The following is a 22,150-nucleotide window of genomic DNA, read 5'->3' on the forward strand; positions in this document are numbered from 1 at the left end:
CGCTACCCGGCACCGGCACCGCACCCGTTTAGGCTCGCGGCTGTGGAGCCCAGACGCAGGACCAGGGATCGTCGCGACCGCGGACTGCGCGGGCCGGCCGTGCAGCCGCGCCCCGGCGCCCGGCTGCCGCGGGGCAGCAAGCGCGAGCAGTTCGACGCGCTCGTGCTGCGCGTCGTCACGGACGTCGACGAGCGGTGGTCGGCCCAGCTCGGGCTCGTCGAGTACGCCGTCGAGGACGCTCCCCTGGTGCCCGACGACTGGACCGGCACGGTGCCCCTCTCCTCGCTGGTCCGGGGCAGCGGCACCCACCCCACCCGCCTGGTCCTCTTCCGCCGCCCCATCGAGCACCGCTGCGACTCCCGCGCCGACCTCGAGGCCATGGTGCTGACCCTCGTCGTCGAGCAGGTCGCCGAGCTCCTCGGCATCGACGCCTCCGAGGTCGACCCCCGCTACGGCGACGACGACCTCGACTGACCCCGCGCCGCCCTCGGTGGTTGAGGTGCGAACGCAGCGAGCCTCGAAACCACGCCGCCCCGGCGCACCGGTGGTCGAGCAGCGAGGAGCGCCAGCGACGAGCGCCCGTCGAGACCCCTGCACCTCTGACTGTCTCCTCGGGGCAGGACTGGGGTGCCGCGCGCTTAGCCGGTCGCGTCTCCGCCTCAAGGAGCTTCGCCCGCTTCGCGGCGCCCTGCGGGCGTCCTTGACCCGGAGCCTCTCTCGACCGGCTTGACGGCGCACGGGGCGACACGGGCTTCGCCCGCGCCGCCCGCGCAAAGCGCGGCACCCCTCTGGTGGGGCTGGTGTGACTGGTGGTGCGTCTACCGACACTCAGCGTCGGCAGTTGGGCGCGGTGCCGGCCCGGCTGAGCGTGGAGAGGCACGGCCTGAGCTCGAACTGCCGACGCTGGTGACCGATAGGCAGGGCCCGCGCTGTTAGCGGGCGGCGCGGCGAAGCCGCCGCCGCCCGTGCGCCGCCCCAGCAGCCCGGGAGAGGCTCGGAGTCAAGGACGGCGAAGCCGCCGCGAAGCGGGCGAAGCTCCTTGACGCCGAGACCCGGGCTGCTACGCGCGCGGGCCAACCTCAGCCACGCACAGGCGATGTGATTTCGAGGCTCGCTGCGCTCGCACCTCAACCATCGTGGGGTCGGTCCGCAGCCGGCTCACGGGGTCTCGACGGGCGCTCGTCGCTGACGCTCCTCACTGCTCGACCACCGGCGGTGCACCACCGGCGGTGGGGCTACGGGAGGCCGAGGCGGACGTCGGCGACGAGTCCGCTGGTGAGGAGCTCGCGGAGGCGGACGACGGCGACCTGGGGGCCGTCGGTCGCGACGAGGGCTCCGGTGATGCCGGTGCCGGCGGGCGTGACGGTCAGCAGGGCCGTGGCGCGGGGGACGGGGACCGTGAAGCCGCGGCCGGCGCGCACCTTGACGGTCTTGTCGGCCAGGACCTCGCCGTCGGCGTTGCGGGCGACGACGGCGACGGTGCCGGCCGCGTCGGCGCCGGCCAGCTCGAGACGCTTGTCCCCCGGAGGCGCCAGGACCGTGGTGGGGGCGGTGACGGGGGTGCCGGTCACCGCGTGGGAGAGGTCGCGGCCGACGTAGGAGCGGAGGGCGGCCGTGATCGGGGCCGGGGAGTCGACGAGCACGCCGGTCACGCCCTCGGCGTCCGGTCCGGTGAGCACCTCGCCCAGGGACACGCGGGTCACGCTCTGCGGCGCCAGCACGACCTCCTCGAGCCCGGCCGGGCTGAAGACCGCGTCGGGCGACACCAGCCGGATCGTCGCCCGGGTCTCGTCCTCACCCGGGTTGAGCAGGACCAGGTTGCGGGTGCCGCTGCCCTTGACGGTGCCGAGCAGGAGGTTGCTGGTGGACGGCTCGACCTGCGGGGGCAGCCAGTCCTCGGCCTCGCCGCCGGTGCCGAGCTCCTGCTGCCGGTCGCGGATGCTGGCCGAGACGCGACCGCGCGAGGTGGTCACGTGCAGTGCCAGCTCGTCGACCCGCGGCACGACCTCGGCCAGGGCCAGCCGGACGACGCCACGGGCCGGGACGGACACGCCGCGCAGCTCGGGCGCGTCCACGACTCCGGAGACGCCGTAGAGCGTCGCGTCGACGACGGCCGGGCCGGCGTCGGGGTTGACCAGCTCGAGCACGGAGGTGTGGCGGGCACCGGCGCCGACGCCGGTGAACCACAGGTCGGGTGCGGGGGCGCGGCACTCGGCGGCGGCCAGGGGCTCGTCGAAGCGCCCGGCCACCAGGCCGGCCGCGAGATCGCCCTCGGTCCGGGCCACGAACGGCCCGTCGCCGCCCGACACGGTCGCGACCGAGCCCGGCTCGACGTCGGTCTCGCCCTCGCGCTTGCCCAGCACGTACGACGTCGTGCCGCTCACATCCGTGCCGCTGGTGAGCGCGACCTCGGAGCCGCCGCCCGGGCAGATCGTGACCGACCGGGTGAGCGGGGTGGATGCCGGGGCGCGGGCGTCGCGCGCCGCGTCGTCGGGCCGTACGGCGAGCAGGGTGCCGGCGGTCAGCAGCGGCAGCACGACCGCGAGCGCCGTGGTGACGTCCAGGCGACGTCCGCGGGAGCGTCCGCGCGATCCGGAGGAGTGACGGGTGGTGGCACGGCTCATCGGCGTCGGCTCCTCAGGCTCGGGGCGCACAGCACGGCGACGACGACGATCGCGATGCCCTGCAGCACCAGCAGCCCGATGCGCAGCCACGAGCGCGGTCCGTCGAGCGCCTGCTCGTCCACCGGCTCCCCGACCTGCCAGGCGCGGGTGCTGCGCTCCTCGGCGGAGGCCTGCACGAGGCCGGCGGTCGCGTCGAGGGCTGCCGACACGGAGCCGTCGGCCGGGGCGGGCAGCACGACGTACTCGATGCCCTCCTCGGCCAGGCTGGTCACCGTCGCCGGGGTGGGTCGCGACACCAGCGTGCGCACGAGCCCGGTGAAGCCGTCGTCCGCGGTGTCGAGCGCCAGGATCTCGTCCTCCCCCAGCGTCACCCCGTCCCCGCGCCGGATCGTGTAGGTGAGGCCGTCCTCGACGGAGCCGCGCACCACGAGGATGCCGTGAGCGTCTCCTGCCTGGGAGCTCTGCACCATGTAGGCGGGGATGTCGGCGTCCTCGGTGTCGGAGAGCCGGTCGTGACCGCCGGCGACGAACCAGCCCAGCCCCGCGAGCGGCACGACCGCCGCCGCCACGCCGACGACCGCGACGAGCGAGCGGCCGGCGCCGGAGCGCGCCGCGCCCGAGCGCGAGGCGGTCCCCAGGAGGAGTCCCTGGCCGCCGAGGGTGGCCGCGGTGACGAAGGCGCCCTGGAGCACGACGACCAGGAAGCTCACGCCGACCGGGGTCGTCGTGGCGTCGAGGGTGACCGTGAGGTTGCCCAGCACCGCGGCCAGGACGCCGGCGACGAGCGCGACCAGCCAGCACACGAGGACGGGGATCCGGGTGGCGCGCGGGACCAGCGCCAGCACCGCGGCCACGAGCAGCGCCACGCCCAGCCACCACGGGGCGCCGAGATCACCCAGGCGGCCGGTCAGTAGGTCACGGGCGTCGACGGCGGGCGCGGGCAGCCGCCCGATGTCGAGGGTCAGCCCGACCGCGTGGCCGTGGACCAGCATCGGGAGCCACCAGGGGGCGAGCAGCACCGGCGCGACCGCGATCGCGGCGGCCGGCGGACCCCACGTCGAGCGGTCGCGCATCGCCCCGCGCGCGATGGCGAAGGCCGCAGCGACCACGACGAGGCCCACGACGAGCCCGAAGGCCCAGGCCACCGGCGTGAAGGCGGTCGTGAGGGCGAGCAGGAGGCCCGTGCGCCACCCGGCGCGCCAGCGGCGGTCGGCGGACGGGTCGGCGAAGCCGAGCGCCGCGTGCGCGAGCCAGGGCAGCAGGACGGCCGTGACGACCGGACCCAGCCGGCCGTCGCCCCACGCGCCGCTGGCGACCGGGACGAGCGCGTACGTCGTGGCGCCCCACAGCAGCACCCAGCGCGGGGCGCCGCGGTGCGAGACCAGCCGTCCGGTGACCCTCAGGAAGCGCCAGGCACCCCAGGCACAGGCCGGGACGGCCAGCACCAGCAGCGCCGACACCGCCAGGCTGGTGCCCAGCACCGTGGCGACGAGGGCCAGCGGCAGCACGTACGCCGGGGCCGGCACCGCGGTGCCCTGGCCGAGCGGGTGCCAGGACTCCAGGTGCAGCCCCCACCACGCGCCGACCGAGTCGGGCACCGGCGACAGGCCGCCGCCGACGACCGAGCCGAACGCCTCGCGGGCGCCGACGACGGCGGCCACGACGAACAGCGTCAGCAGCACCGCGATCGGGTTGGTGAGGAAGCGGGCCACGGCGCCGGAGTCCGCGAAGTCCTCGTCCTCGTCGTCCGCCGCCGGGCGTCGCGCCGCCAGGGACGACGGGTCGCGCTCGATCGCGGCCGCGCGCCGGCGCTCCGCGACGTCGGCGGCCTGGTGCGTGGCGGCCGCCGCGAGGTCGCCGACGAAGTCGAGTCCGTGCCGGTAGGGCAGCCAGGTCGGCGCCAGCAGCGCCCGCACCTCCTCGGGGTCGCCGACCTGCCGGCCCTGCCGCTCCCGCCGCGCGGCGAGGATCTGGCGCGGGCTGGAGTAGAGCGAGACCAGGGCGGCGAGGTCGTCGAGCGCCTCCCCCACCGACCGGACGAGCAGGAAGCCGATCATCCGCACGAGGGTCCCCAGGCCCAGGCGCACGACCTGGAACGGCAGCGCACGGGCCCGGCTGTTGACGAGCAGCGTGTAGAGCGCGGCGCGGCGCTCCTGGTAGTGGGTGTGCCGCCCGGTCAGCGGCGTGCGGCGGATGCCGCGGTGCGCCGCCTCGGCGTGGAAGACCACGGCCGACGGCACGACCAGCGTGGTGTGGCCGGCGGTGGCGGCGCGCCAGCCGAAGTCGAGGTCGTTGCCGAAGATCGGCAGCTGGTCGTCGAAGCCGCCGAGCTCCTCGAGCACCCGCCGCCGCACGAGCATGCCGGCGCTGTTGACGGCGAGCACGCGGCGTACGGCGGAGTGCTGGCCCTGGTCGTACTCGCCGCGCTCCAGGCCCGTCTCGCGGCGACCGGTGCCGGTGATCGTGACCCCGACCTCGAGCAGGCGGCGCAGCGACGGCCACTCCCGCAGGGTCGGACCCAGGACGTCGGCCTCGGGGTGCTCCTCGGCGGTGCGCAGCAGCGCCGCCAGCGCGCCGGGGGCGGGGTTCGCGTCGTCGTGCAGGATCCAGACCCACTCGGCGGGCTCGGCGTCCTCGCGCAGCTGCCCGAGGCCGAGCTCGACCGCGGCCGGGAAGTGGGTGGAGCCGGACGCGCGCACGACGGCGCCGAAGGCGTGCTCGAGCAGGTCGGCGCTGCCGTCCTTGCTGGCGGTGTCGACCGCGACGACGCGGTCGACGGGCCGGGTCTGGGCGCGCAGCCCCTCGATCACCGCGGGCAGCCAGCGCGCCCCGTCATGGCTGACGAGCAGCGCGGCTACGGAGGTCCCAGACACGATCGGCCACACTAGCCACCCGGTCGCGAGCCCCGAAAATGAAGGAACCCCGGCCGCTCGGGCCGGGGTATTCCTTCGTCGCTCAGACGGCGCGCTTCTTGAGCTTGCGGCGCTCCCGCTCGGAGAGTCCGCCCCAGATGCCGAAGCGCTCGTCCTTCATCAGCGCAGCCTCGAGACACTCGTCTCGCACCTCGCAGGTGAGACAGACCTTCTTGGCCTCTCTCGTCGATCCACCCTTCTCAGGGAAGAACGCCTCGGGATCGGTCTGTGCGCACAACGCTCGGTCCTGCCACCCCGCATCCTCGGCGTCCGGTTCGAGAAGAAACAGTTCTCTCACGGTTCTCACCCTTTCGACCCAGCAACACCCCGAACAACACTGTGGGAATTACATGCCTGTCGTACCCCCGAAGTCAAGCCCTGATCTGCTAAGGGAGTCCGTGCGCGGTCCCCGGGTAGCCTCGGCGCCGCCCGCGTGGGGCAAGGTAGCGGCCATGCTGCAGCACATCACGGTCCTCTCCGGGGGCATGGGCGGGGCCCGCTTCCTCCAGGGTCTCCGCCACGGCATCGCCTCCGGCAGCCTGCCCGGCGTGGCGTCCGACGCGGAGGTCACCGTGGTCGCCAACACCGCCGACGACATCTGGGTGCACGGCCTCAAGGTCTGCCCCGACCTCGACACCGTCATGTACACGCTGGGCGACGGCATCGACCTCGAGCGCGGCTGGGGCCGGCGGGAGGAGACCTGGAGCGTCAGGACCGAGCTCGCCGAGTACGGCGTGGAGCCGACGTGGTTCGGCCTCGGCGACCGCGACGTGGCCACCCACCTCGTGCGCACGCAGATGCTCGACGCGGGCTACCCCCTCTCGGCCGTCACCGAGGCGCTGTGCCGCCGCTGGCAGCCGGGGGTCCGGCTGCTGCCCATGACCGACGACCGGGTCGAGACCCACATCGCCATCGCCGACCCCGAGGCGCCGAGCGGGCGCCGCGTCGTGCACTTCCAGGAGTACTGGGTGCGGCTGCGGGCCGCCGTGCCCGCCGAGACCGTCCTGGTCGTCGGCCTCGAGGACGCCGCGCCCGGCCCGGGGGTGATCGAGGCGATCTCGGGCGCCGACCTGGTGCTGCTGCCGCCGTCCAACCCGGTCGTCTCTGTCGGCACCATCCTCGGCGTCCCTGGCGTGCGCGACGCGCTGCGCGCCACCGCTGCGCCGGTGGTGGGCCTGTCCCCCATCGTCGGCGGCACCCACGTGCGCGGCATGGCCGAGCAGATGCTCACCGCGATCGGGGTCGAGGTCAGCGCCGCCGGCGTCGGGCTCCACTACGGCGCCCGCTCCGACGGCGGCCTGCTCGACGGCTGGCTCGTCGAAGAGCGCGACGCCGACCAGGTCCCACGGCTGACCGAGGCGGGGGTCGCCTGCCGGGCCGTCCCCCTGATGATGAGCGACCACGACGCCACCGCCGCCATGGCGGCCGCGGCGGTCGACCTGGCGCCCTCCGCACGATGACGACGGTCTCGGCCTCGGCGCCCGACGGCCTGCCGGAGGTCCGCGCCGGCGACGACCTCGCCGCGCTCGTCGCGGGCGCGCTGACCGACCTGTCCGACGGGGACGTCGTGGTGGTCACCAGCAAGGTCGTCAGCAAGGCCGAGGGCCGGGTGGTGCCGGGCACGCGCGACGAGGCCCTCGCCGGGGAGACCGCCAGGGTCGTGGCCCGCCGCGGCCCGACCACCATCGTGCGCACCCACCACGGCCTGGTCCTGGCGGCGGCCGGCATCGACGCCTCGAACGTCGAGCGGGGCTCGGTCGTGCTGCTCCCCCTCGACCCCGACGCCTCCGCCCGCGCCCTGCGCGCGGACCTCCTGGGACTGACGGGTCGCAACGTGGGCGTGGTGGTGACCGACACCGCGGGCCGCGCGTGGCGCGAGGGACAGACCGACCTGGCCATCGGCGCCGCGGGGCTGGTCGTGGCCGAGAGCTTCGCCGGCCGCGTCGACGCCCACGGCAACGAGCTCGCCGTCACGGCGCCCGCCGTCGTCGACGAGATGGCAGGCCTGGCCGAGCTCGCCCAGGGCAAGCTCGGCGGCCGGCCGGTGGCGCTGGTGCGCGGGCGGGCCGACCTGGTGCTCCCCGCGGGACAGGACGGGCCCGGGGCGGTCTCGCTGGTGCGCGCCGAGGGCGCCGACATGTTCGGCTTCGGCGCCCGCGAGGCGGTCTTGAGAGCGGTCCTCGCCGACCCCGCGGACCGGGTGGTGTTCGGCGCGCCCGCCGCCCCCGAGGAGCTGGCCGGTGCGCTGCACGCGCTGGGGGCCCGCACGACGACGTACGACGAGGGGCTGGAGGTCACCGGCGAGGCGTCGCGCGACCTGATCGCCGTGCTGGCCTTCGCGCACGGGTGGCTCCTCGAGGAGTCCGCGGGACCCCGCCGACTGCGGCTGCGCCCGGCGACTCCGTAGACTCTCCGCGACCCTCACCCGAACAGAGGTACTTCCCGCCGTGGCCAAGCAAGTCAAGTCCGACCGCCAGAAGGTCATCGACGACATCCGCAAGAAGCAGAAGGGCGCCGAGAAGCGCCGTGGCTTCATGATCGTGGGCGTCAGCATCATGATCGCCCTGCTCATCGTCGGCGCCGCCGCCTACCGGCCGCTGAAGAACAGCTGGGACGAGCGGAAGTTCAGCGACCTCGAGCTGGACAAGATCGGGGCCGCGGCCTCGGCGTGCGACGACGTCACCACCAAGCCGGCCGAGGGCAGCAACGACCACGTCGACACCAACACCCAGGTCGAGTACACCGAGGCGCCGCCCGCGTTCGGCGCCCACTGGAACGAGGCCGGCGTCGCGCCGGCCCCCATGGACCGCAAGTTCTACGGCACCAAGGACCGCCCCGAGCTCGAGTCGCTGGTCCACAACTCCGAGCACGGCTACACGATCGTCTGGTACGACGAGACGATCGCCGACGACGACGACGCGCTCACCGAGATCAAGGCCGTCTCGAAGAAGTTCCCCGGCACCGACAACTACCGCTACAAGTTCATCGCGGCGCCGTGGACCTCCGACGACGAGGGCGGGGCGAAGTTCCCCGACGGCAAGCACATCGCCTACACCCACTGGTCCGTGGGCGGCGAAGGTGAGTCCGACGCCTCCAAGCAGGTCGGCGTGTGGCAGTACTGCACGGAGTTCTCCGGCAAGGCGCTCGAGACCTTCATGCTCGACTACCCCTACCTCGACTCCCCCGAGCCGACCGTCCCGTAGCCCTCAGGTGAGGCCGGGCTGCGACTCGCGCAGCTCGGCCACGACCTCCTTGACCTCCTGCGCCCGCGCGCGGGTGGTCACCAGCAGCGCGTCAGGGGTGTCCACGACGACGACGTCGTCGAGGCCGATCACTGCGACGACGCGGCCCGCGGCCGGCACCACGAGCCCGGTGGACGCGAGGGCCCGCACGAGCGCCGGGTCGCCCAGAACCGTCGGACCGGCGGCGTCGGGGTCACCCTCGAGCAGGGTGGCCAGCGAGTCGAAGTCGCCGATGTCGTCCCAGCCGAACGTCGCCCGCACGGTCGCGACCCGCCCGGCGGCCGCGGCGGGCTCGGCCACCGCGTGGTCGAGCGCGATCTTCGGGAGTGCCGGCCACCGCTCGTCGAGCAGCCCGGGATCGGCGGCGATCTCGCGCAGCGTCGCGGCGAACCCGGGGTCCGACTCCGCGAGCAGGTCGAGCAGGACGGTCGGACGCACCACGAACATCCCGGCGTTCCAGCGGTAGCTGCCGGTGGCGAGGTACTCCTCGGCCACGGCCACCGACGGCTTCTCCACGAACTCCCGCACCTCGCGGGCGCCGGCGTGACCGGTCAGCGGCTCCCCCTCGTGGACGTAGCCGAACGCCGACGACGGGAAGGTCGGCTCGATGCCGAGGGTCACCAGCCAGCCGTCGCGGGCGACCTCGACCGCCGTACGCACGCAGGAGGCGAAGCCCTCGGCGTCGGCGATCACGTGGTCGGCCGCGAAGGAGCCCATGACGCCGTCGGGGTCGGCACGCTCGAGGAGTGCCGCCGCGAGCCCGATCGCGGCCATGGAGTCGCGCGCCGACGGCTCCGCGAGGACCGAGGAGGCGTCGAGCTCGGGCAGCTGGTCCACGACGGCGTCGCGGTGAGGCTCACCGGTCACGACGAGGAAGCGGTCTTCCACGAGCGGCGCCAGCCGGTCGTAGGTGCCCTGGAGCAGCGAGCGACCGGTGCCCGTCAGGTCGCGCAGGAACTTCGGCGACGCGGCGCGCGACAGCGGCCACAGGCGGGTGCCCGCACCGCCGGCGGGGATCACCGCCCAGAGTCCCTCGATGGCAGTCATGGGCGCGAGCCTAGTGACCGGTCACCGCACCCCTCGGGGAGACTGGCCCGGTGACGACCTTCGCAGCAGTGCTCGCCCAGCAGCTCCGCACCGACGGCGGCCGCCCCCTCGTGACCTTCTACGACGACGCGAGCGGCGAGCGCGTCGAGCTGTCGGTGACGACGTACGCCAACTGGGTGGCGAAGGCCGCCTCCCTGCTCGTCGAGGAGCTCGACCTGGAGCGCGGCGACAGCCTGCGCCTCGACCTCCCGGCACACTGGCTCGGACCGGTGTTCCTGGGCGCGGCGTGGGCCGCGGGTCTCGTCGTGACCGACGCCGACGCCCCGTCCGCCGTCGTCTGCGGGCCCGAGGAGCTGGCCACATGGGCACCTCGCGCCGACGACCTGGCCGTCCTCGCCTGCTCGCTGCTGCCGATGGGCGTGCGCTTCGCCGAGCCGGTGCCGGCCTCGGTGCACGACGTCGGCGTCGAGATCTGGTCGCAGCCCGACTCGTTCATCCCCTGGGACCCGCCGACGGCCGACGACGTGGCGACCCGGGTCGGCGGCGTGGAGTCGACGCAGGAGGAGATGTGGAGAGCGGCCACCACCGGGACTCTCGTCTCCGATGGTGGCCGCCTCCTCTCGGTGGCCAACCCGGCTTCCCCGCCAGGTGTCGCCACCTTCACCGAGCCGCTCGCGAGGAGCGGCTCGCTGGTCCTGGTCGCCCATGCCGACCGGGAGCGGCTCGAGGCGACCTTCGTCGCCGAGCACGCCACCGCTCGCTTCCCTGCATGAGTCCAGGACGTCTTCAGCCCGCCAGGTCGTAGCCTCCCAGCCCCTGGCCCAGCAGCTTCGGCGCACCGAAGCCGCTGGTGGTCATCTCGATGAGGTACAGCGCCTTCGTCGACCCGAGTCGGACGACGAGGTCGGAGTGCCCCGTGAGGCCCACGTCGCTGATCCCCACGATCCAGTCGTACGGGTTCAGGTTGACCGACATCGCCCGGGTGCTGGTGAGCCCGCCCGGCCCGTTGCCGCGGCTGAGCGTCACCTTGCGGTTGCCGCGGAAGAGCACGTCCGGCGCGCCGTCGGCGTCCATCCGGCCCACCGCGATCTGGCGGGTGGCCGCGACCTTGCCGGCGGCGACGTACCCGCTCCCCAGCGGGTTGGCTCCCGCACCGGGGTAGATCCGCATGGAGGACCCCTTCGGCTGGCCCATCAGGTCCGGCCAGCCGTCCCCGGTCACGTCGCCCACCGCCGAGAGCAGCTGCACCTTCTTGAACCCCGTCGAGAGCAGACGTGGACCGGAGAACGTGCCGCGGCCCGTGCCCAGACGCAGGTAGAGGTAGCCGTTGGTCCGGCGGTAGACCATGTCCCCCTTGCCGTCGCGGTTCCAGTCACCGGCGTTCATCACGCGGTTGACCCCGACCAGGCTGACCCCGGTCGCGATCGGCCGGGCGATGCGGTACGGCGCCTTGCCGCCCGTGCCGCGCAGCGGCAGCACGAACGCCTGCTGGTCGCTGGTGCGCCGGATGATGATGTCCGGGTGGGGGGTGAGCGCGAGGTTGGACTCCAGCTCACGCCCGGTCCAGCCGCGCTGGGCCGCCGCGGCCAAGGTGCGGATCTGCGGGATCTTGGCGTACAGGTACTTGCCCGGGCACGCCGTCGAGCCGGCGTCGCGGTGTCCGTTGATCGCCCGGAAGCTCTTGCGGCCCACCGCCTGCGACCTCGAGGAGGCGGAGACGCCGTGCAGGGAGAGCTTCCACGCGAACAGCGCGCCGTAGGCCTGCACCATCGCGTCCGAGGGCTTGGCGATGTCGTAGTTGCCGATGGCCGACATGGCGAACGAGTAGTCGTTGTAGCCGAGCGTGTGCGCGCCCACGACCGGGCGGTCCACGCCGCCGTAGCGACCCTCCCAGATCCGGCCGAAGCGGTCGACCAGGTAGTTGTAGCCGAGGTCGGACCAGCCGCGGGACTTGGTGTGGTAGGCGTAGATGCTGCGCAGCAGCCCCGGCACCTGCGCCCGCGTGTAGTTGTTGGCGTTGACCGTGTGGTGCACGAAGCCGGCATGCACCTCGAAGTAGTGCAGCGAGCTCTTGTCGCGCAGTCGCTCGTCGGCGCCCCACTGGGCGCGTGAGTAGATCACCGGCTTCGGCGTGTACGTCGCCGCCTGCATCTCGATCGCGCCCGGCGTGACGGCGGGGTCGGCGGCCGGAGGCTCCTCGGTCGGCGCGTCGACGGCCGGCACGGCCGAGGTCCGGGCGCTGGAGGGCGCCTCGGCGTCCCTGGTGTCGATCGCGGGCGCCTCGACCTTGGTCGCCGTGGGCTCGCCCGGGGCGATGACCGCGAGCCGCAGGTCGGCCGGGGTAGCGCCGTCCGGCGTCGTGACCTTGACCTGGACCTCGTCGACCTCGCCCACGAGCAGCGCGTCGGTGCCCGGACGGGACTTCTTGGCCTCGGCGCTGCGCGGGTCGGGGCCGTGGTCGGCGTCGTACTGGACCGGCATCCACTCCGTCCACGCGTCGTCGGTCTCGGTGCGGACCTGCACCTGGATCTGCTCCTCGGACAGCTCCTTGCCCTTGCCCCAGGTCACGCCGACCGCGCCGTAGCCGCTGACCGCCTGCGGGAGGCTGGTCAGCTGCGCGCCGCCACCCTTGCCCGCGACGACCCGCGCCTGCGGCTTGCCCGCCAGGGTCCGGCCGCGCGCGCCGGCCGGAGCCGTCAGCGGCACCTCGGTCACGATCGGGTCGACGACGCCCGCGGGCAGCTCCGACTTCATGGTCGTCGTGGCGGCGTAGGCCGCCAGCGCGGTGGGCGCCGTGGTCACCGGAGCCCGCTGCACGACATCGAGGGAGACGATGTTGGCGGCGGGGGTGACGACGGCGAGCACGACCCCGAGCGTCAGCAGCTGCTGACACACGGTGACGAAACGGGCGCGGTTGTTAGGCATTCACAGGCTCCAGTGCGAGGGGAAGATTCACACGAGCCGCAACTGTCACACGAGTAACACACCCCGGACTAGAGGATCTGAGTAACTACAAACGTGTAATTTCCAGTCGACACGCCGACGAATCCGAGATTTGTCAAGTTATCCTCATTCCACGGCGCCACCACGGTGGTTGAGCTGCGAGCGCAGCGAGCCTCGAAACCACCCCGGGCCCACGGTGGTTGAGGTGCGAGCGCAGCGAGCCTCGAAACCACCCCGGGCCCACGGTGGTCGAGCAGCGAGGAGCGCCAGCGACGAGCGCCCGTCGAGACCCCTGCACCTCTGACTGCCTCCTCGGGGCCGGACTGGGGTGCCGCGCGCTTAGCCGGTCGCGTCTCCGCCTCAAGGATCGCCTTCGGCGCCCGCTTCGCGGCGCCCTTCGGGCGTCCTTGACCCGGAGCCTCTCTCGACCGGCTTGACGGCGCACGGGGCGACACGGGCTTCGCCCGCGCCGCCCGCGCAATGCGCGGCACCCCTCTGGTGGGGTTGGTGTGGCTGGTGGTGCGTCTACCGACACTCAGCGTCGGCAGTTGGTCACCACCGCGAGTCAGCTGAGCGTGGAGACGTCGGCGTGAGGCTCGAACTGCCGACATAGGTGACCGATCGGCAGGGCCCGCGCTGTTTGCGGGCGGCGCGGCGAAGCCGCCGCCGCCCGTGCGCCGCCCCAGCAGCCCGGGAGAGGCTCGGAGTCAAGGACGCCGAAGGCGCCGCGAAGCGGGCGAAGCTCCTTGACGCCGAGACCCGGGCTGCTAGCGCGCGGGCCAACACCAGCCACGCATCGACGGTGTGGTTTCGAGGCTCGCTGCGCTCGCACCTCAACCACCGTGGGTCGCCGCTGGGCGTTCGGGTCACCGGGTCTCGACGGACGCTCGTCGCTGACGCTCCTCTTGCTCGACCACCGCGTCAGATGTCGTTGCCGATCTCGTCGTCGATCTCGTCCTGGCCGTCGGGCTCGTTCTCGGCGCCGTCGTCGTACTTGAGGTAGCGGATGCCGGCGTTGACCTCGCCGTCGAAGCCGACCTTGCCCTTCTCCAGGACGATCACCCGGTCGCACATCTTGCGGACCGAGCCGGCGGCGTGGCTGACGTAGAACAGGGTGCGTCCGCTCTCGCGGACCTCCTGCATGCGCTCGATGCACTTCTTGCGGAAGGGGCGGTCGCCGACGGCCAGTGCCTCGTCGGCCAGGAAGATGTCGGAGTCGACGTGGATGGCCACGGCGAACCCGAGCCTGGCGAACATCCCGGAGGAGTAGTTGCCGACCGGCGTCTCGAGGAAGCGGCCGACGTCCGCGAACTCCACGATCTCGTCGAACTTGCGCCGGGTCTCCTGCTCGGTCATCCCGAGCACGGCGGCGTTGAGGTAGATGTTGTCCCGGCCCGTCAGCTGGGGGTGGAAGCCGGCGCCCGTCGCGATGAGGCCGGCGATGCGCCCGCGGGTAAGGACGCGGCCGGAGTCGGGCCGCATGACGCCCTGCACGAGCTTGAGCAGGGTGCTCTTGCCGGAGCCGTTGAGCCCCATCAGGCCGATGGACTCCCCCTGGTCGACGGTGAAGCTCACGTCCTCGAGCGCCAGGAAGCTGTCGCTGAGGTCGCGGCCCTTCACCAGGGCGACGCTCATCTGCTTCAGCGTGCGGTGGTAGCGCAGCGTGAACTCCTTGGTCACGCCGTCCACCACGATCGAGGTGCTGTCCGGGTAGGTCATCACAGGCGCTCCGGGATGCGGTTCTCGAAGCGCCGGAAGACGAGCTGGCCGAGGACCAGCACGACGAAGCCGACGCCGAGACCGAGGAAGCCGTAGGAGAAGAGGTGGTCGGGGATGTGCTCGGCCTGCGTCGCGTCCGGGTCCTGCGTGGTGCCGACCCAGAACGCCTGCTGCACGAGGAGCACGGCGTCCGCGATGGGGTTGAGCAGGTAGTAGCCGGCGAACGAGCCGAGGCGCTCCTCGACCATGCTGAAGGGGTAGATCATCGGGACGCCGAAGCGCACGAAGTTGCTCAGGATCGAGACCACGCTCCCGACGTCGCGCATGAAGACGTTGGCGACGCTGAACATCAGCGCGAGGCCGGTGCCGAGCAGGCAGATGATCCCCAGGGCCAGCAGGAAGCCGAGCAGGGAGACCGGGTCGGGGGTCCACCCGGTGAAGAGGCAGATGATCACGAGGACGATCAGCTGGGGCCCGATGTGGTAGAGCGAGACCATCATCGAGGCCACGGGGAACATCTCCCGTGGCACCGCCATCTTGCGCACCAGTGCCTTGTTGCGCACGATCGAGCGGGTGCCGGCGTTGAACGTCTCGATGAAGAACTGGACCACGATCAGGCCGCAGAAGATGTGGATCGCGAAGGACTCGGTCCCCCGGCCCATGATCTTCTCCATCATGAACCAGAAGATGAAGAGCTGCGAGAGCGGATTGATGTAGGACCAGAGGAACCCCAGCGCCGAGGCCTGGTAACGGGCGTTGACCTCACGGCGCACGAGCAGCTTCAGCAGGTAGCGCCGGCGGAACACCTCCAGCAGTCCCGCCGTCGGCGAGGGGTTGGCCAGCGGGGCGTCGACGACCCGCCGCCGGGACTCCAGGTCAGTCATCGGCCCGCTCGGTCCACGGCTTGAACGTCTCGTCCCAAGCCTCCGGGGCGGTGATCGAGTCCAGCTCCTCGCGGTAGAGCTGGGCCAGGCGCGGCCACTCGCGGCGGTAGCGGTCGTGGATCTCGAGGGTGCGCCGGGTCAGGCTGCGGAACACCGCGGAGTCGCGCTGGTAGAACGCCGCCGACGTGCCGTCGTTCATGGACACGATCGCGGAGTCGTAGCTCGCCAGCCGGTACCACCGGGCGTCCATGGCCCGGATCTCCGCCTCGGGGTGCTCGCGCGAGAGCTCGCGCGGCGGCTTGAGCTGGCGCAGCGGCGCGAGGCCGGCGGTCACGAGCTGCGAGAGCCGCGAGGGGATCTCGAGCCCGTCGCGTCCGCGGCGCGGCGGCTTCTTGCGGCGCACGGAGGGGAACGCGTCCGGGTCGGGCTGCAGCTGGGCGTCGGTGAACTGCTTGCGCAGCGCGTTGACCTCGGCGAGGCGGTCCGGGAGCATCCGGTGCAGGGCGTGCGGCCCCTCGAGCACGTCCTCCATGGCCTGGAGCCGCAGCTCGGCGGTGGAGTACTGCATCGAGACCAGGTGGGCCACCTGGTGGTTGAGGCTCTCGCGGATCATCCGCCCGCCCTTGGGGTACGGCGAGTGGAGCAGCGCCGCGACCAGCCGGTTGCGGTGGTGGAAGTAGGCCTGCCAGTCGAGGGCGTCGTTCTTGTCGGTCCACGGCACGTGCCACACGGCCGCGCCCGGGAACGTCACGGTCGGGTAGCCGGCCGCCTTGGCGCGCAGGCCGTACTCCGAGTCGTCCCACTTGATGAAGAGGGGCAGCGAGAGGCCGATCTCGTCGATCACCTGGCGCGGGATCAGGCACATGAACCAGCCGTTGAAGTCGACGTCGATGCGCTTGTGCATCCACCGGCTCGACCGCAGGTTGCGCGCGGCGAAGTCCCAGTCGTTGAAGGTGTCGACCGGCGACTGCCACCAGAACCGCCACGGCTGGACGATCTCGCCGAAGGAGTGCAGCCGCGAGCGGCTGAACAGGCTGAACATGTGGCCGCCCACGAGCGTGGGGCGGCGGGCGAGGTCGCCGAAGGTGATGGCGCGGATGATGCCCTCGGGCTCGCAGACGACGTCGTCGTCCATCATCATCGCGTACGTCGCCGTGCCCTTGCGCAGCGACTCGAGCTGCCCTCGGGCGTAGCCGCCGGACCCGCCGAGGTTGCCCTGCTCTATGACGCGCAGGGTGTCCCCCAGGGCGGCCTCCGCCTTGGCGAACTCCGGGGAGTCGGCGACCTTGTCGGTGCCCTGCTCCATGACGAAGACCGTGTCGAGGTAGGGCGCGAGCTGCTCGTCCTCGCCGACCTGGGCGAGGAGCTTGGCGCAGAAGTCGGGCCGGTTCATGGTCGTGATGGCGAGGTCGACCGTGCCGTGCTGGGCGCGGTCGTCGGGCACATCCGCGGTCCACTCGGCGGAGGCCACGACGACGTCCTCGTCGCCGGCGACGACGTTGTACCAGTACCAGCCGCCGTCCACGAAGGGCTTGAGCGACAGGTCGAAGGTGAAGGTGGCGGTCCCCTCCGCCCCGGACACGGCGGAGTCGACGCGCTGGGCGCGGCCGTTGGCCATGGACTTGTAGACGATGACGGTGGCTCCGGCGCCGCGCAGCTCGACGGTGAGCGTCACGTCGGAGACGACGGTCCAGCGGCGCCAGTAGCTGGCGGGGAACGCGTTGAAGTACGTGCCGAACGACAGCCGCTCCCCCGACTTCACACGCAGCGCCGTGCGCGACTCGATCTGGTCGGGGTGGATGGTGCGACCGGTGGAGGTCGACTGCCGGATGGCGGCGTTGTTGAGGTCCTTGGCCGCCCGGTTGCCGCCGATCTCGTAGCGATCGGCGTCGAGCTTGGCCTCCTCCGGGTCGACGTACAGCGGGAGGACGTCGAAGTCCCGGTCGAGGGGGAAGATCTGTCGTTGCAGCAGTCGCGTGGTCATCTACTCGTCCACTCCCCCGCTCGTCAACGGCGCACCGTCGGCGAAGTGCGGCTTCAGCTTGTTCTCGAACATCGACAGCGCCGACCCGATGGCCATGTGCATGTCAAGGTACTTGTAGGTGCCGAGACGGCCTCCGAAGAGGACCATCGGCTCGCGCTTGGCCCGCTCGCGGTACTTCAGCAGCTTGGCGCGGTCCTCGGCGGTGTTGATCGGGTAGTACGGCTCGTCGTCGTCCTCGGCGAACCGGCTGTACTCGTGGACCACGATGGTCTTGCCCGGGAGGTAGGTGCGCTCGGGGTGCAGGTGCTTGAACTCCAGGATCCGGGTCCAGGGGACCTCCTGGTCGTTGTAGTTGACCACCCCGGTGCCCTGGAAGTCGTCCACGTCGAGGGTCTCGGACTCGAGGTCGACGGTGCGCCACGACAGCCGGCCCTCGGCGTTGCCGAAGTACTCGTCGACCGGCCCGGTGTAGACGATCGGGACCTTGCCCTTGTACTGCTCGGCGACGCCGTTGGCCGGGTCGAGGAAGTCGGTGTCGAGGCGGACCTCGATGTTGGGGTGCTCGGCCATCCGGGTCAGCCACGCGGTGTAGCCGTCGGTCGGCAGGCCCTCGAAGTCGTCGTTGAAGTAGCGGTTGTCGAAGGTGTAGCGCACCGGAAGCCGGGTGATGATGTCGGCCGAGAGCTCGGTGGGGTCGGTCTGCCACTGCTTCGCGGTGTAGCCCTTGACGAACGCCTCGTAGAGCGGGCGCCCGATGAGCGAGATCGCCTTCTCCTCGAGGTTCGTCGCGTCGGCCGTGGCGATCTCGCTGGCCTGCTCGGCGATCAGCGCGCGGGCCTCGTCGGGCGTGTGCGACCTGCCGAAGAACTGGTTGATCAGCGCGAGGTTCATCGGGAACGAGTAGACCTGCCCCTGGTACTTCGCGAAGACGCGGTGCTGGTAGCCGGTGAAGCTCGTGAACCGGTTGACGTACTCCCACACCTTCTTGTTCGAGGTGTGGAACAGGTGGGTGCCGTAGACGTGCACCTCGATCCCGGTCTCCGGGTCGATCTCGGAGTAGGCGTTGCCCCCGAGGTGGTGGCGCCGCTCGAGCACGAGCACCTTGAGCCCCAGCTCGCTGGCGCAGCGCTCGGCGATGGTCAGGCCGAAGAAGCCGGAACCGACGACCACCAGATCGGGGGACCGGTCGGGGCTGGAGTCAGGGGTGGGCACGATCGGTCAGTCTACGGATCGGGTGGGCGTGGGACGCACTCCCCACGCTGCGGGCCGCGCGTCGCGCATGGCGCGGGTCACACGCCGAGAAGAATGAGGCGACTGGGGGAACGGGGTTCTAGGCTGTCGGCGTGCAGGTGAGAACGACGCCCCGGTTCCTCGGCGAGGACTTCCGATACGCCTGGCTGACGGGCCTGCTCATGGCGGCGGCCACGCTGCTGATCGCGTGGCTCGAGGACCTGCCGATCCGCGACCCGGACAGCCTGATCCCCGGCTACATCCGGTTCCCCGCGATCGTGCTGGGGGCCATCTCGCTCGACATCGTGCCGCGGGCGCTCTGGCGGGCCCGGCGCGCGCCCCGGACGCTGTGGACCGTGACCCGGGAGATCACCCGGGAGCGGTGGCCCGCCTCGCACTGGCGCTTCGCGCTGGGCGGCGTGATGGCGTGGTACCTCTGCTACGCGACGTTCCGCAACCTCAAGAGTTTCGTGCCGTTCGTCCACGCCGACGGTGGCGGGCCGTTCTCGGCCACCGACAACGTCTACGACACCCAGATGGCCGACCTCGACAAGGTGCTGTGGCTGGGGCACGACCCGGCCAAGGTCCTGCACGACCTGCTCGGCACCGGCTTCGCCGCGCACCTGTTCTCGGCCGTCTACATCATCTGGATCGTCCTGGTGCCGGTCTCGATCGCGATCGCGCTGGTGTGGACCCGCCACACGGCGGCCGGGTCCTGGTACGTCACCGCGGTCGCCTTCGACTGGGCCTTCGGCGCGGCGATCTACCTGATGTTCCCCTCGGTCGGGCCCATCTACTCCGACCCCAAGACCTTCGCCGGGCTGCCCGACACCTACGTCTCCAAGCTCGCGGACAGCATGTGGGACGACCGGCTCGCGGTCGTCGGCGACGTGGTCGGCTCCGGCACGCTGCAGACCATCGCGGCGTTCGCCTCGCTGCACGTCGGGATCATGGTGACGATCTGCCTGGTCGTCGAGTACGTCGGCCTCGCCCGCTGGCTGCGCGTCGCCGCGTGGGTCTTCCTCGTGCTCACCGTCTTCGCGACCGTCTACCTCGGCTGGCACTTCTTCATCGACGCCATCGCCGGCGCGGCGCTCGGCGCGTTCACCGTCTGGCTCGCCGCGATGGCCACCGGCAACCGGGTCGGGCTGCGGCCGCGCCTGCGCCGAGAGGAGGCCCGCGAGGCCTCGCTCGTGGCCGGAGCGGCGCCGGCCGACCGGCTCAACCAGGGACAGGACCAGGGCCCGGCGCCGCACTGAGCGACAGCCGGCGCAGCCCGCGCGCGTCCTTGAGGGCGCGCAGGACGTTGCGCGCCTCCGCGCGCCCGCCGCGCACCGGGCTCAGCAGCACCACCACGAGCGCCACGAGCCACGGCTTGAGCCGCACCGCGACGTTCTCGCCGTAGCGGAAGTGCACGACGAAGAGGTTGCGGTACATGTAGTAGCCCTTCCACCCCCCGAGGTCGTGCTGCTGGTCGAAGTCGAGCTGGCGCACCAGCACCGCGTCGCGTACCGCCCAGATGCGACGGCCCGAGCGCCGGGCCCGCACGGCGAAGTCGACGTCGTCGTAGAAGATGAAGAACGCCGGGTCGGGCAGTCCGATCTCCTCCACGACCGAGCGGCGCACCAGGAAGCCCTCGAAGGCGACGTTCTCGACCTCGACCAGCGCCGGCATCGCCGCGCGGCTGCCGTAGTCGGTCTCGACCATCCCGGTCTTGGGCTTGATCGCCAGCGGGTTGCGCAGGTCGAAGCGGGTGGCGGCCTTCTCGACGAGCCGGCCGGACCGGTCCTCGCGCACCGAGGTCAGGCAGTCCTCGTCCTGCGCCATGAGCACCGTGAGGCAGTCGGGGGCGGGCACGACGTCGTCGTCCATGAGCCAGACCCGGTCGAAGCCCTGCTCGACCGCGGTGCGCAGACCCAGGTGGAAGCCGCCGGCGCCGCCGAGGTTCTCGTCGCTGGTGACGACCTGCAGCGGGAGGTCCCCTCGCGCCGCGAGCACCTGCGCGGTGTCGTCGGTGCTGGCGTTGTCGACCACGATCACCGCGTCGGGCCGGCGCTCGAGGCCGGCCAGCCCGTCGAGCATCCCGACGAGCAGCTCGGCACGGTTGTAGGTCACCACGACGACGGCCACGGTCTCGCTCATCGCAGGTACCTCCGGTGCCCCGTGAAGTCGCCGCGCAGCCCGGCCCAGGCGGCGCGGGCACTGGTCACGACGCGGCTCGGCTGTGGGCGCGTGAACACGTAGAACCACACCGTCTTGGCCCAGAACATCAGCACGTGGGGCCAGCCGCGGTACTCGCGCAGGTTGAGGGTGTTGTTGCGCGCCATGCAGTAGTGCTTGAGCTCGCTGGGGGTGTGGTTGTACGTCGTGCGCCCGAACATCATCCGGGTGCCGAGCTCGCCGACGCTGGGGTGCAGCACCCGTGCGTCCACCACCGTGGCGATCCGCCCACCGGCGCGCTCGGCGCGCAGGCGGTACTCGTGGTCGTCGCCCCAGATGAAGAACTCCGCCCTCGGCAGCCCGATCCGCTCCACCAGGTCGCGCGTCACCAGCACGCCGTTGAACGGGATGACCACGTCGCGGATGAGCCCGTCGTCGGCCGCCGACCGCACGTCGTCCATCCGGTGCACGGCCCGGGTGCCGCCGGGCAGCCGGATCGGGAACACCAGCCGCTCGGGGCGCGCCTCGTCCACCACCACCGGGCCCCAGAAGTCCAGGTCGGAGCGCTCGAGCAGGAGCCGGAGGCAGTCGTGGTCCGGGAGGCCGTCGTCGTCCATCAGCCAGGCGAGGTCCGCACCGCGCTCCATCGCCCACGCCAGACCGTCGTGGAAGCCGCCGGCTCCGCCGCTGTTCTCGGTGAGCGTGCGCCGTACGACGTCGGGCTGGGTGTCCAGCCACTCCCCCGTGCCGTCGGTGGAGGCGTTGTCGACGACCAGCACCTCGTGCAGCTCCGGGACCTCGCGCAGCCGCGCCACGAGGCCCTGCAGCAGCGGCAGCCGGTTGAACGTGACCACCACCGCCACGACGCGGGGTCGCACGTCGGGGGTCTCGGTCACGCCGACCACCCTAAAGGGCCTCAGATCAGCCCTCCCGCCCAGGACACGGCAGTGACGACCAGGAACGCCCATCCCCCGGTCAGCCTCGCGCCCTCGGCGGTTGAGGTGCGAGCGCAGCGAGCCTCGAAACCACCCCGCCGCACTTCACCGGTGGTCGAGCAGCGAGGAGCGCCAGCGACGAGCGCCCGTCGAGACCCCCGCACCTCTGGCTGTCTCCTCGGGACTCATCTGGGTGCCTCGCGCTTAGCGCGGCACCCCTGGTGGGGCTGGTGTGACTGGTGGTGCGACTACCGACACTCAGCGTCGGCAGCTGGTCACCACACCGGGCCGGCCGAGCGTGGAGACGTCGGCGTCGGGCTCGAACTGCCGACGCTGATGACCCATAGGCAGGGCCCGCGCTGTTAGCGGGCGGCGCGGCGAAGCCGCCGCCGCCCGTGCGCCGCCACAGCAGCCCGGGAGAGGCTCGGAGTCAAGGACGCCCGAAGGGCGCCGCGAAGCGGGCGAAGCTC

17 protein-coding genes are annotated in these 22,150 nt (G+C 72.2%); 6 read left to right on the plus strand and 11 right to left on the minus strand.

Features of this window, described 5'->3' with window-relative positions; all coding sequences use genetic code 11:
- Positions 1 to 42: 42 nt before the first annotated feature.
- On the plus strand, positions 43 to 474 hold the full coding sequence (locus IRQ30_RS20790) for a metallopeptidase family protein (RefSeq protein WP_338089808.1): 432 nt from the start codon (positions 43 to 45) through the stop codon (positions 472 to 474).
- A 761-nt stretch (positions 475 to 1,235) separates the two neighbouring features.
- Here IRQ30_RS20790 and IRQ30_RS20795 read toward each other — a convergent pair.
- The 3 genes from IRQ30_RS20795 to IRQ30_RS20805 form a co-directional block, all read right to left on the minus strand.
- On the minus strand, positions 1,236 to 2,624 hold the full coding sequence (locus tag IRQ30_RS20795) for a DUF5719 family protein (protein WP_193614797.1): 1,389 nt from the start codon (positions 2,622 to 2,624) through the stop codon (positions 1,236 to 1,238).
- Positions 2,621 to 5,497, minus strand: a complete 2,877-nt coding sequence (locus IRQ30_RS20800; protein WP_193614798.1) for a glycosyltransferase — start codon at positions 5,495 to 5,497, stop codon at positions 2,621 to 2,623. The genes IRQ30_RS20795 and IRQ30_RS20800 overlap by 4 nt, the downstream gene beginning before the upstream one ends.
- 82 nt (positions 5,498 to 5,579) lie before the next feature.
- On the minus strand, positions 5,580 to 5,834 hold the full coding sequence (locus tag IRQ30_RS20805) for a WhiB family transcriptional regulator (RefSeq protein WP_134742156.1): 255 nt from the start codon (positions 5,832 to 5,834) through the stop codon (positions 5,580 to 5,582).
- Positions 5,835 to 5,988: 154 nt separating this feature from the next.
- On the opposite strand from IRQ30_RS20805, the gene cofD reads away from it, so the two are divergent.
- The 3 genes from cofD to IRQ30_RS20820 are packed head-to-tail and all read left to right on the plus strand — an operon-like array spanning position 5,989 to position 8,739.
- A complete protein-coding gene (gene cofD / locus IRQ30_RS20810; RefSeq protein ID WP_193614799.1) occupies positions 5,989 to 6,996 on the plus strand; it encodes a 2-phospho-L-lactate transferase in 1,008 nt (335 codons plus the stop codon).
- Positions 6,993 to 7,943 carry a coenzyme F420-0:L-glutamate ligase gene (cofE, locus tag IRQ30_RS20815; RefSeq protein ID WP_193614800.1) on the plus strand — a complete coding sequence of 317 codons (951 nt, stop codon included), beginning with the start codon at positions 6,993 to 6,995 and terminating at the stop codon, positions 7,941 to 7,943. Before cofD ends, cofE begins: the two co-directional genes overlap by 4 nt.
- Before the next feature lie 40 nt (positions 7,944 to 7,983).
- Positions 7,984 to 8,739 carry a DUF3105 domain-containing protein gene (locus IRQ30_RS20820; RefSeq protein WP_193614801.1) on the plus strand — a complete coding sequence of 252 codons (756 nt, stop codon included), beginning with the start codon at positions 7,984 to 7,986 and terminating at the stop codon, positions 8,737 to 8,739.
- Positions 8,740 to 8,742: 3 nt separating this feature from the next.
- Here IRQ30_RS20820 and IRQ30_RS20825 read toward each other — a convergent pair whose 3' ends face one another.
- The gene (locus IRQ30_RS20825; protein ID WP_193614802.1) at positions 8,743 to 9,825 is read right to left on the minus strand and encodes a mannose-1-phosphate guanylyltransferase; all 1,083 of its coding nucleotides are present in this window, start codon (positions 9,823 to 9,825) and stop codon (positions 8,743 to 8,745) included.
- 50 nt (positions 9,826 to 9,875) lie between these two features.
- Between IRQ30_RS20825 and IRQ30_RS20830 the strand changes: the two genes are divergently transcribed.
- The gene (locus IRQ30_RS20830) at positions 9,876 to 10,598 is read left to right on the plus strand and encodes a TIGR03089 family protein (RefSeq protein WP_193614803.1); all 723 of its coding nucleotides are present in this window, start codon (positions 9,876 to 9,878) and stop codon (positions 10,596 to 10,598) included.
- Between the two features lie 13 nt (positions 10,599 to 10,611).
- On the opposite strand, the gene IRQ30_RS24300 is transcribed toward IRQ30_RS20830, so the two are convergent.
- The 5 genes from IRQ30_RS24300 to glf all read right to left on the minus strand — a co-directional run bounded on the left by IRQ30_RS24300 (position 10,612) and on the right by glf (position 18,567).
- Positions 10,612 to 12,720, minus strand: coding sequence for an N-acetylmuramoyl-L-alanine amidase (locus IRQ30_RS24300; protein ID WP_193614804.1), 2,109 nt, complete (start codon positions 12,718 to 12,720; stop codon positions 10,612 to 10,614).
- Between the two features lie 969 nt (positions 12,721 to 13,689).
- Positions 13,690 to 14,487 (minus strand): ABC transporter ATP-binding protein, encoded by a 798-nt coding sequence (locus IRQ30_RS20840; RefSeq protein WP_193610738.1) that lies wholly within the window; start codon positions 14,485 to 14,487, stop codon positions 13,690 to 13,692.
- Positions 14,487 to 15,371, minus strand: coding sequence for an ABC transporter permease (locus tag IRQ30_RS20845; RefSeq protein WP_193610737.1), 885 nt, complete (start codon positions 15,369 to 15,371; stop codon positions 14,487 to 14,489). Before IRQ30_RS20845 ends, IRQ30_RS20840 begins: the two co-directional genes overlap by 1 nt.
- Entirely contained in the window at positions 15,364 to 17,355 is a 1,992-nt protein-coding gene (locus IRQ30_RS20850; protein WP_193614805.1) for a glycosyltransferase, read from the minus strand. The genes IRQ30_RS20845 and IRQ30_RS20850 overlap by 8 nt, the downstream gene beginning before the upstream one ends.
- Positions 17,356 to 18,567 carry a UDP-galactopyranose mutase gene (glf, locus tag IRQ30_RS20855; RefSeq protein ID WP_338088039.1) on the minus strand — a complete coding sequence of 404 codons (1,212 nt, stop codon included), beginning with the start codon at positions 18,565 to 18,567 and terminating at the stop codon, positions 17,356 to 17,358.
- Between the two features lie 131 nt (positions 18,568 to 18,698).
- Here glf and IRQ30_RS24305 point away from each other — a divergent pair, with 131 nt between their 5' ends.
- Positions 18,699 to 19,844, plus strand: a complete 1,146-nt coding sequence (locus IRQ30_RS24305) for a phosphatase PAP2 family protein (protein ID WP_193614806.1) — start codon at positions 18,699 to 18,701, stop codon at positions 19,842 to 19,844.
- Here IRQ30_RS24305 and IRQ30_RS20865 read toward each other — a convergent pair.
- A complete protein-coding gene (locus IRQ30_RS20865) occupies positions 19,807 to 20,727 on the minus strand; it encodes a glycosyltransferase family 2 protein (protein WP_193614807.1) in 921 nt (306 codons plus the stop codon). The two genes, IRQ30_RS24305 and IRQ30_RS20865, sit on opposite strands and share 38 nt — an antisense overlap.
- On the minus strand, positions 20,724 to 21,641 hold the full coding sequence (locus IRQ30_RS20870; RefSeq protein ID WP_338089809.1) for a glycosyltransferase family 2 protein: 918 nt from the start codon (positions 21,639 to 21,641) through the stop codon (positions 20,724 to 20,726). The genes IRQ30_RS20865 and IRQ30_RS20870 overlap by 4 nt, the downstream gene beginning before the upstream one ends.
- Between the last annotated feature and the right edge of the window lie 509 nt (positions 21,642 to 22,150).

The sequence above is a fragment of the Nocardioides lijunqiniae genome (genome assembly GCF_015024225.1).
Taxonomy (GTDB): domain Bacteria; phylum Actinomycetota; class Actinomycetes; order Propionibacteriales; family Nocardioidaceae; genus Nocardioides; species Nocardioides lijunqiniae.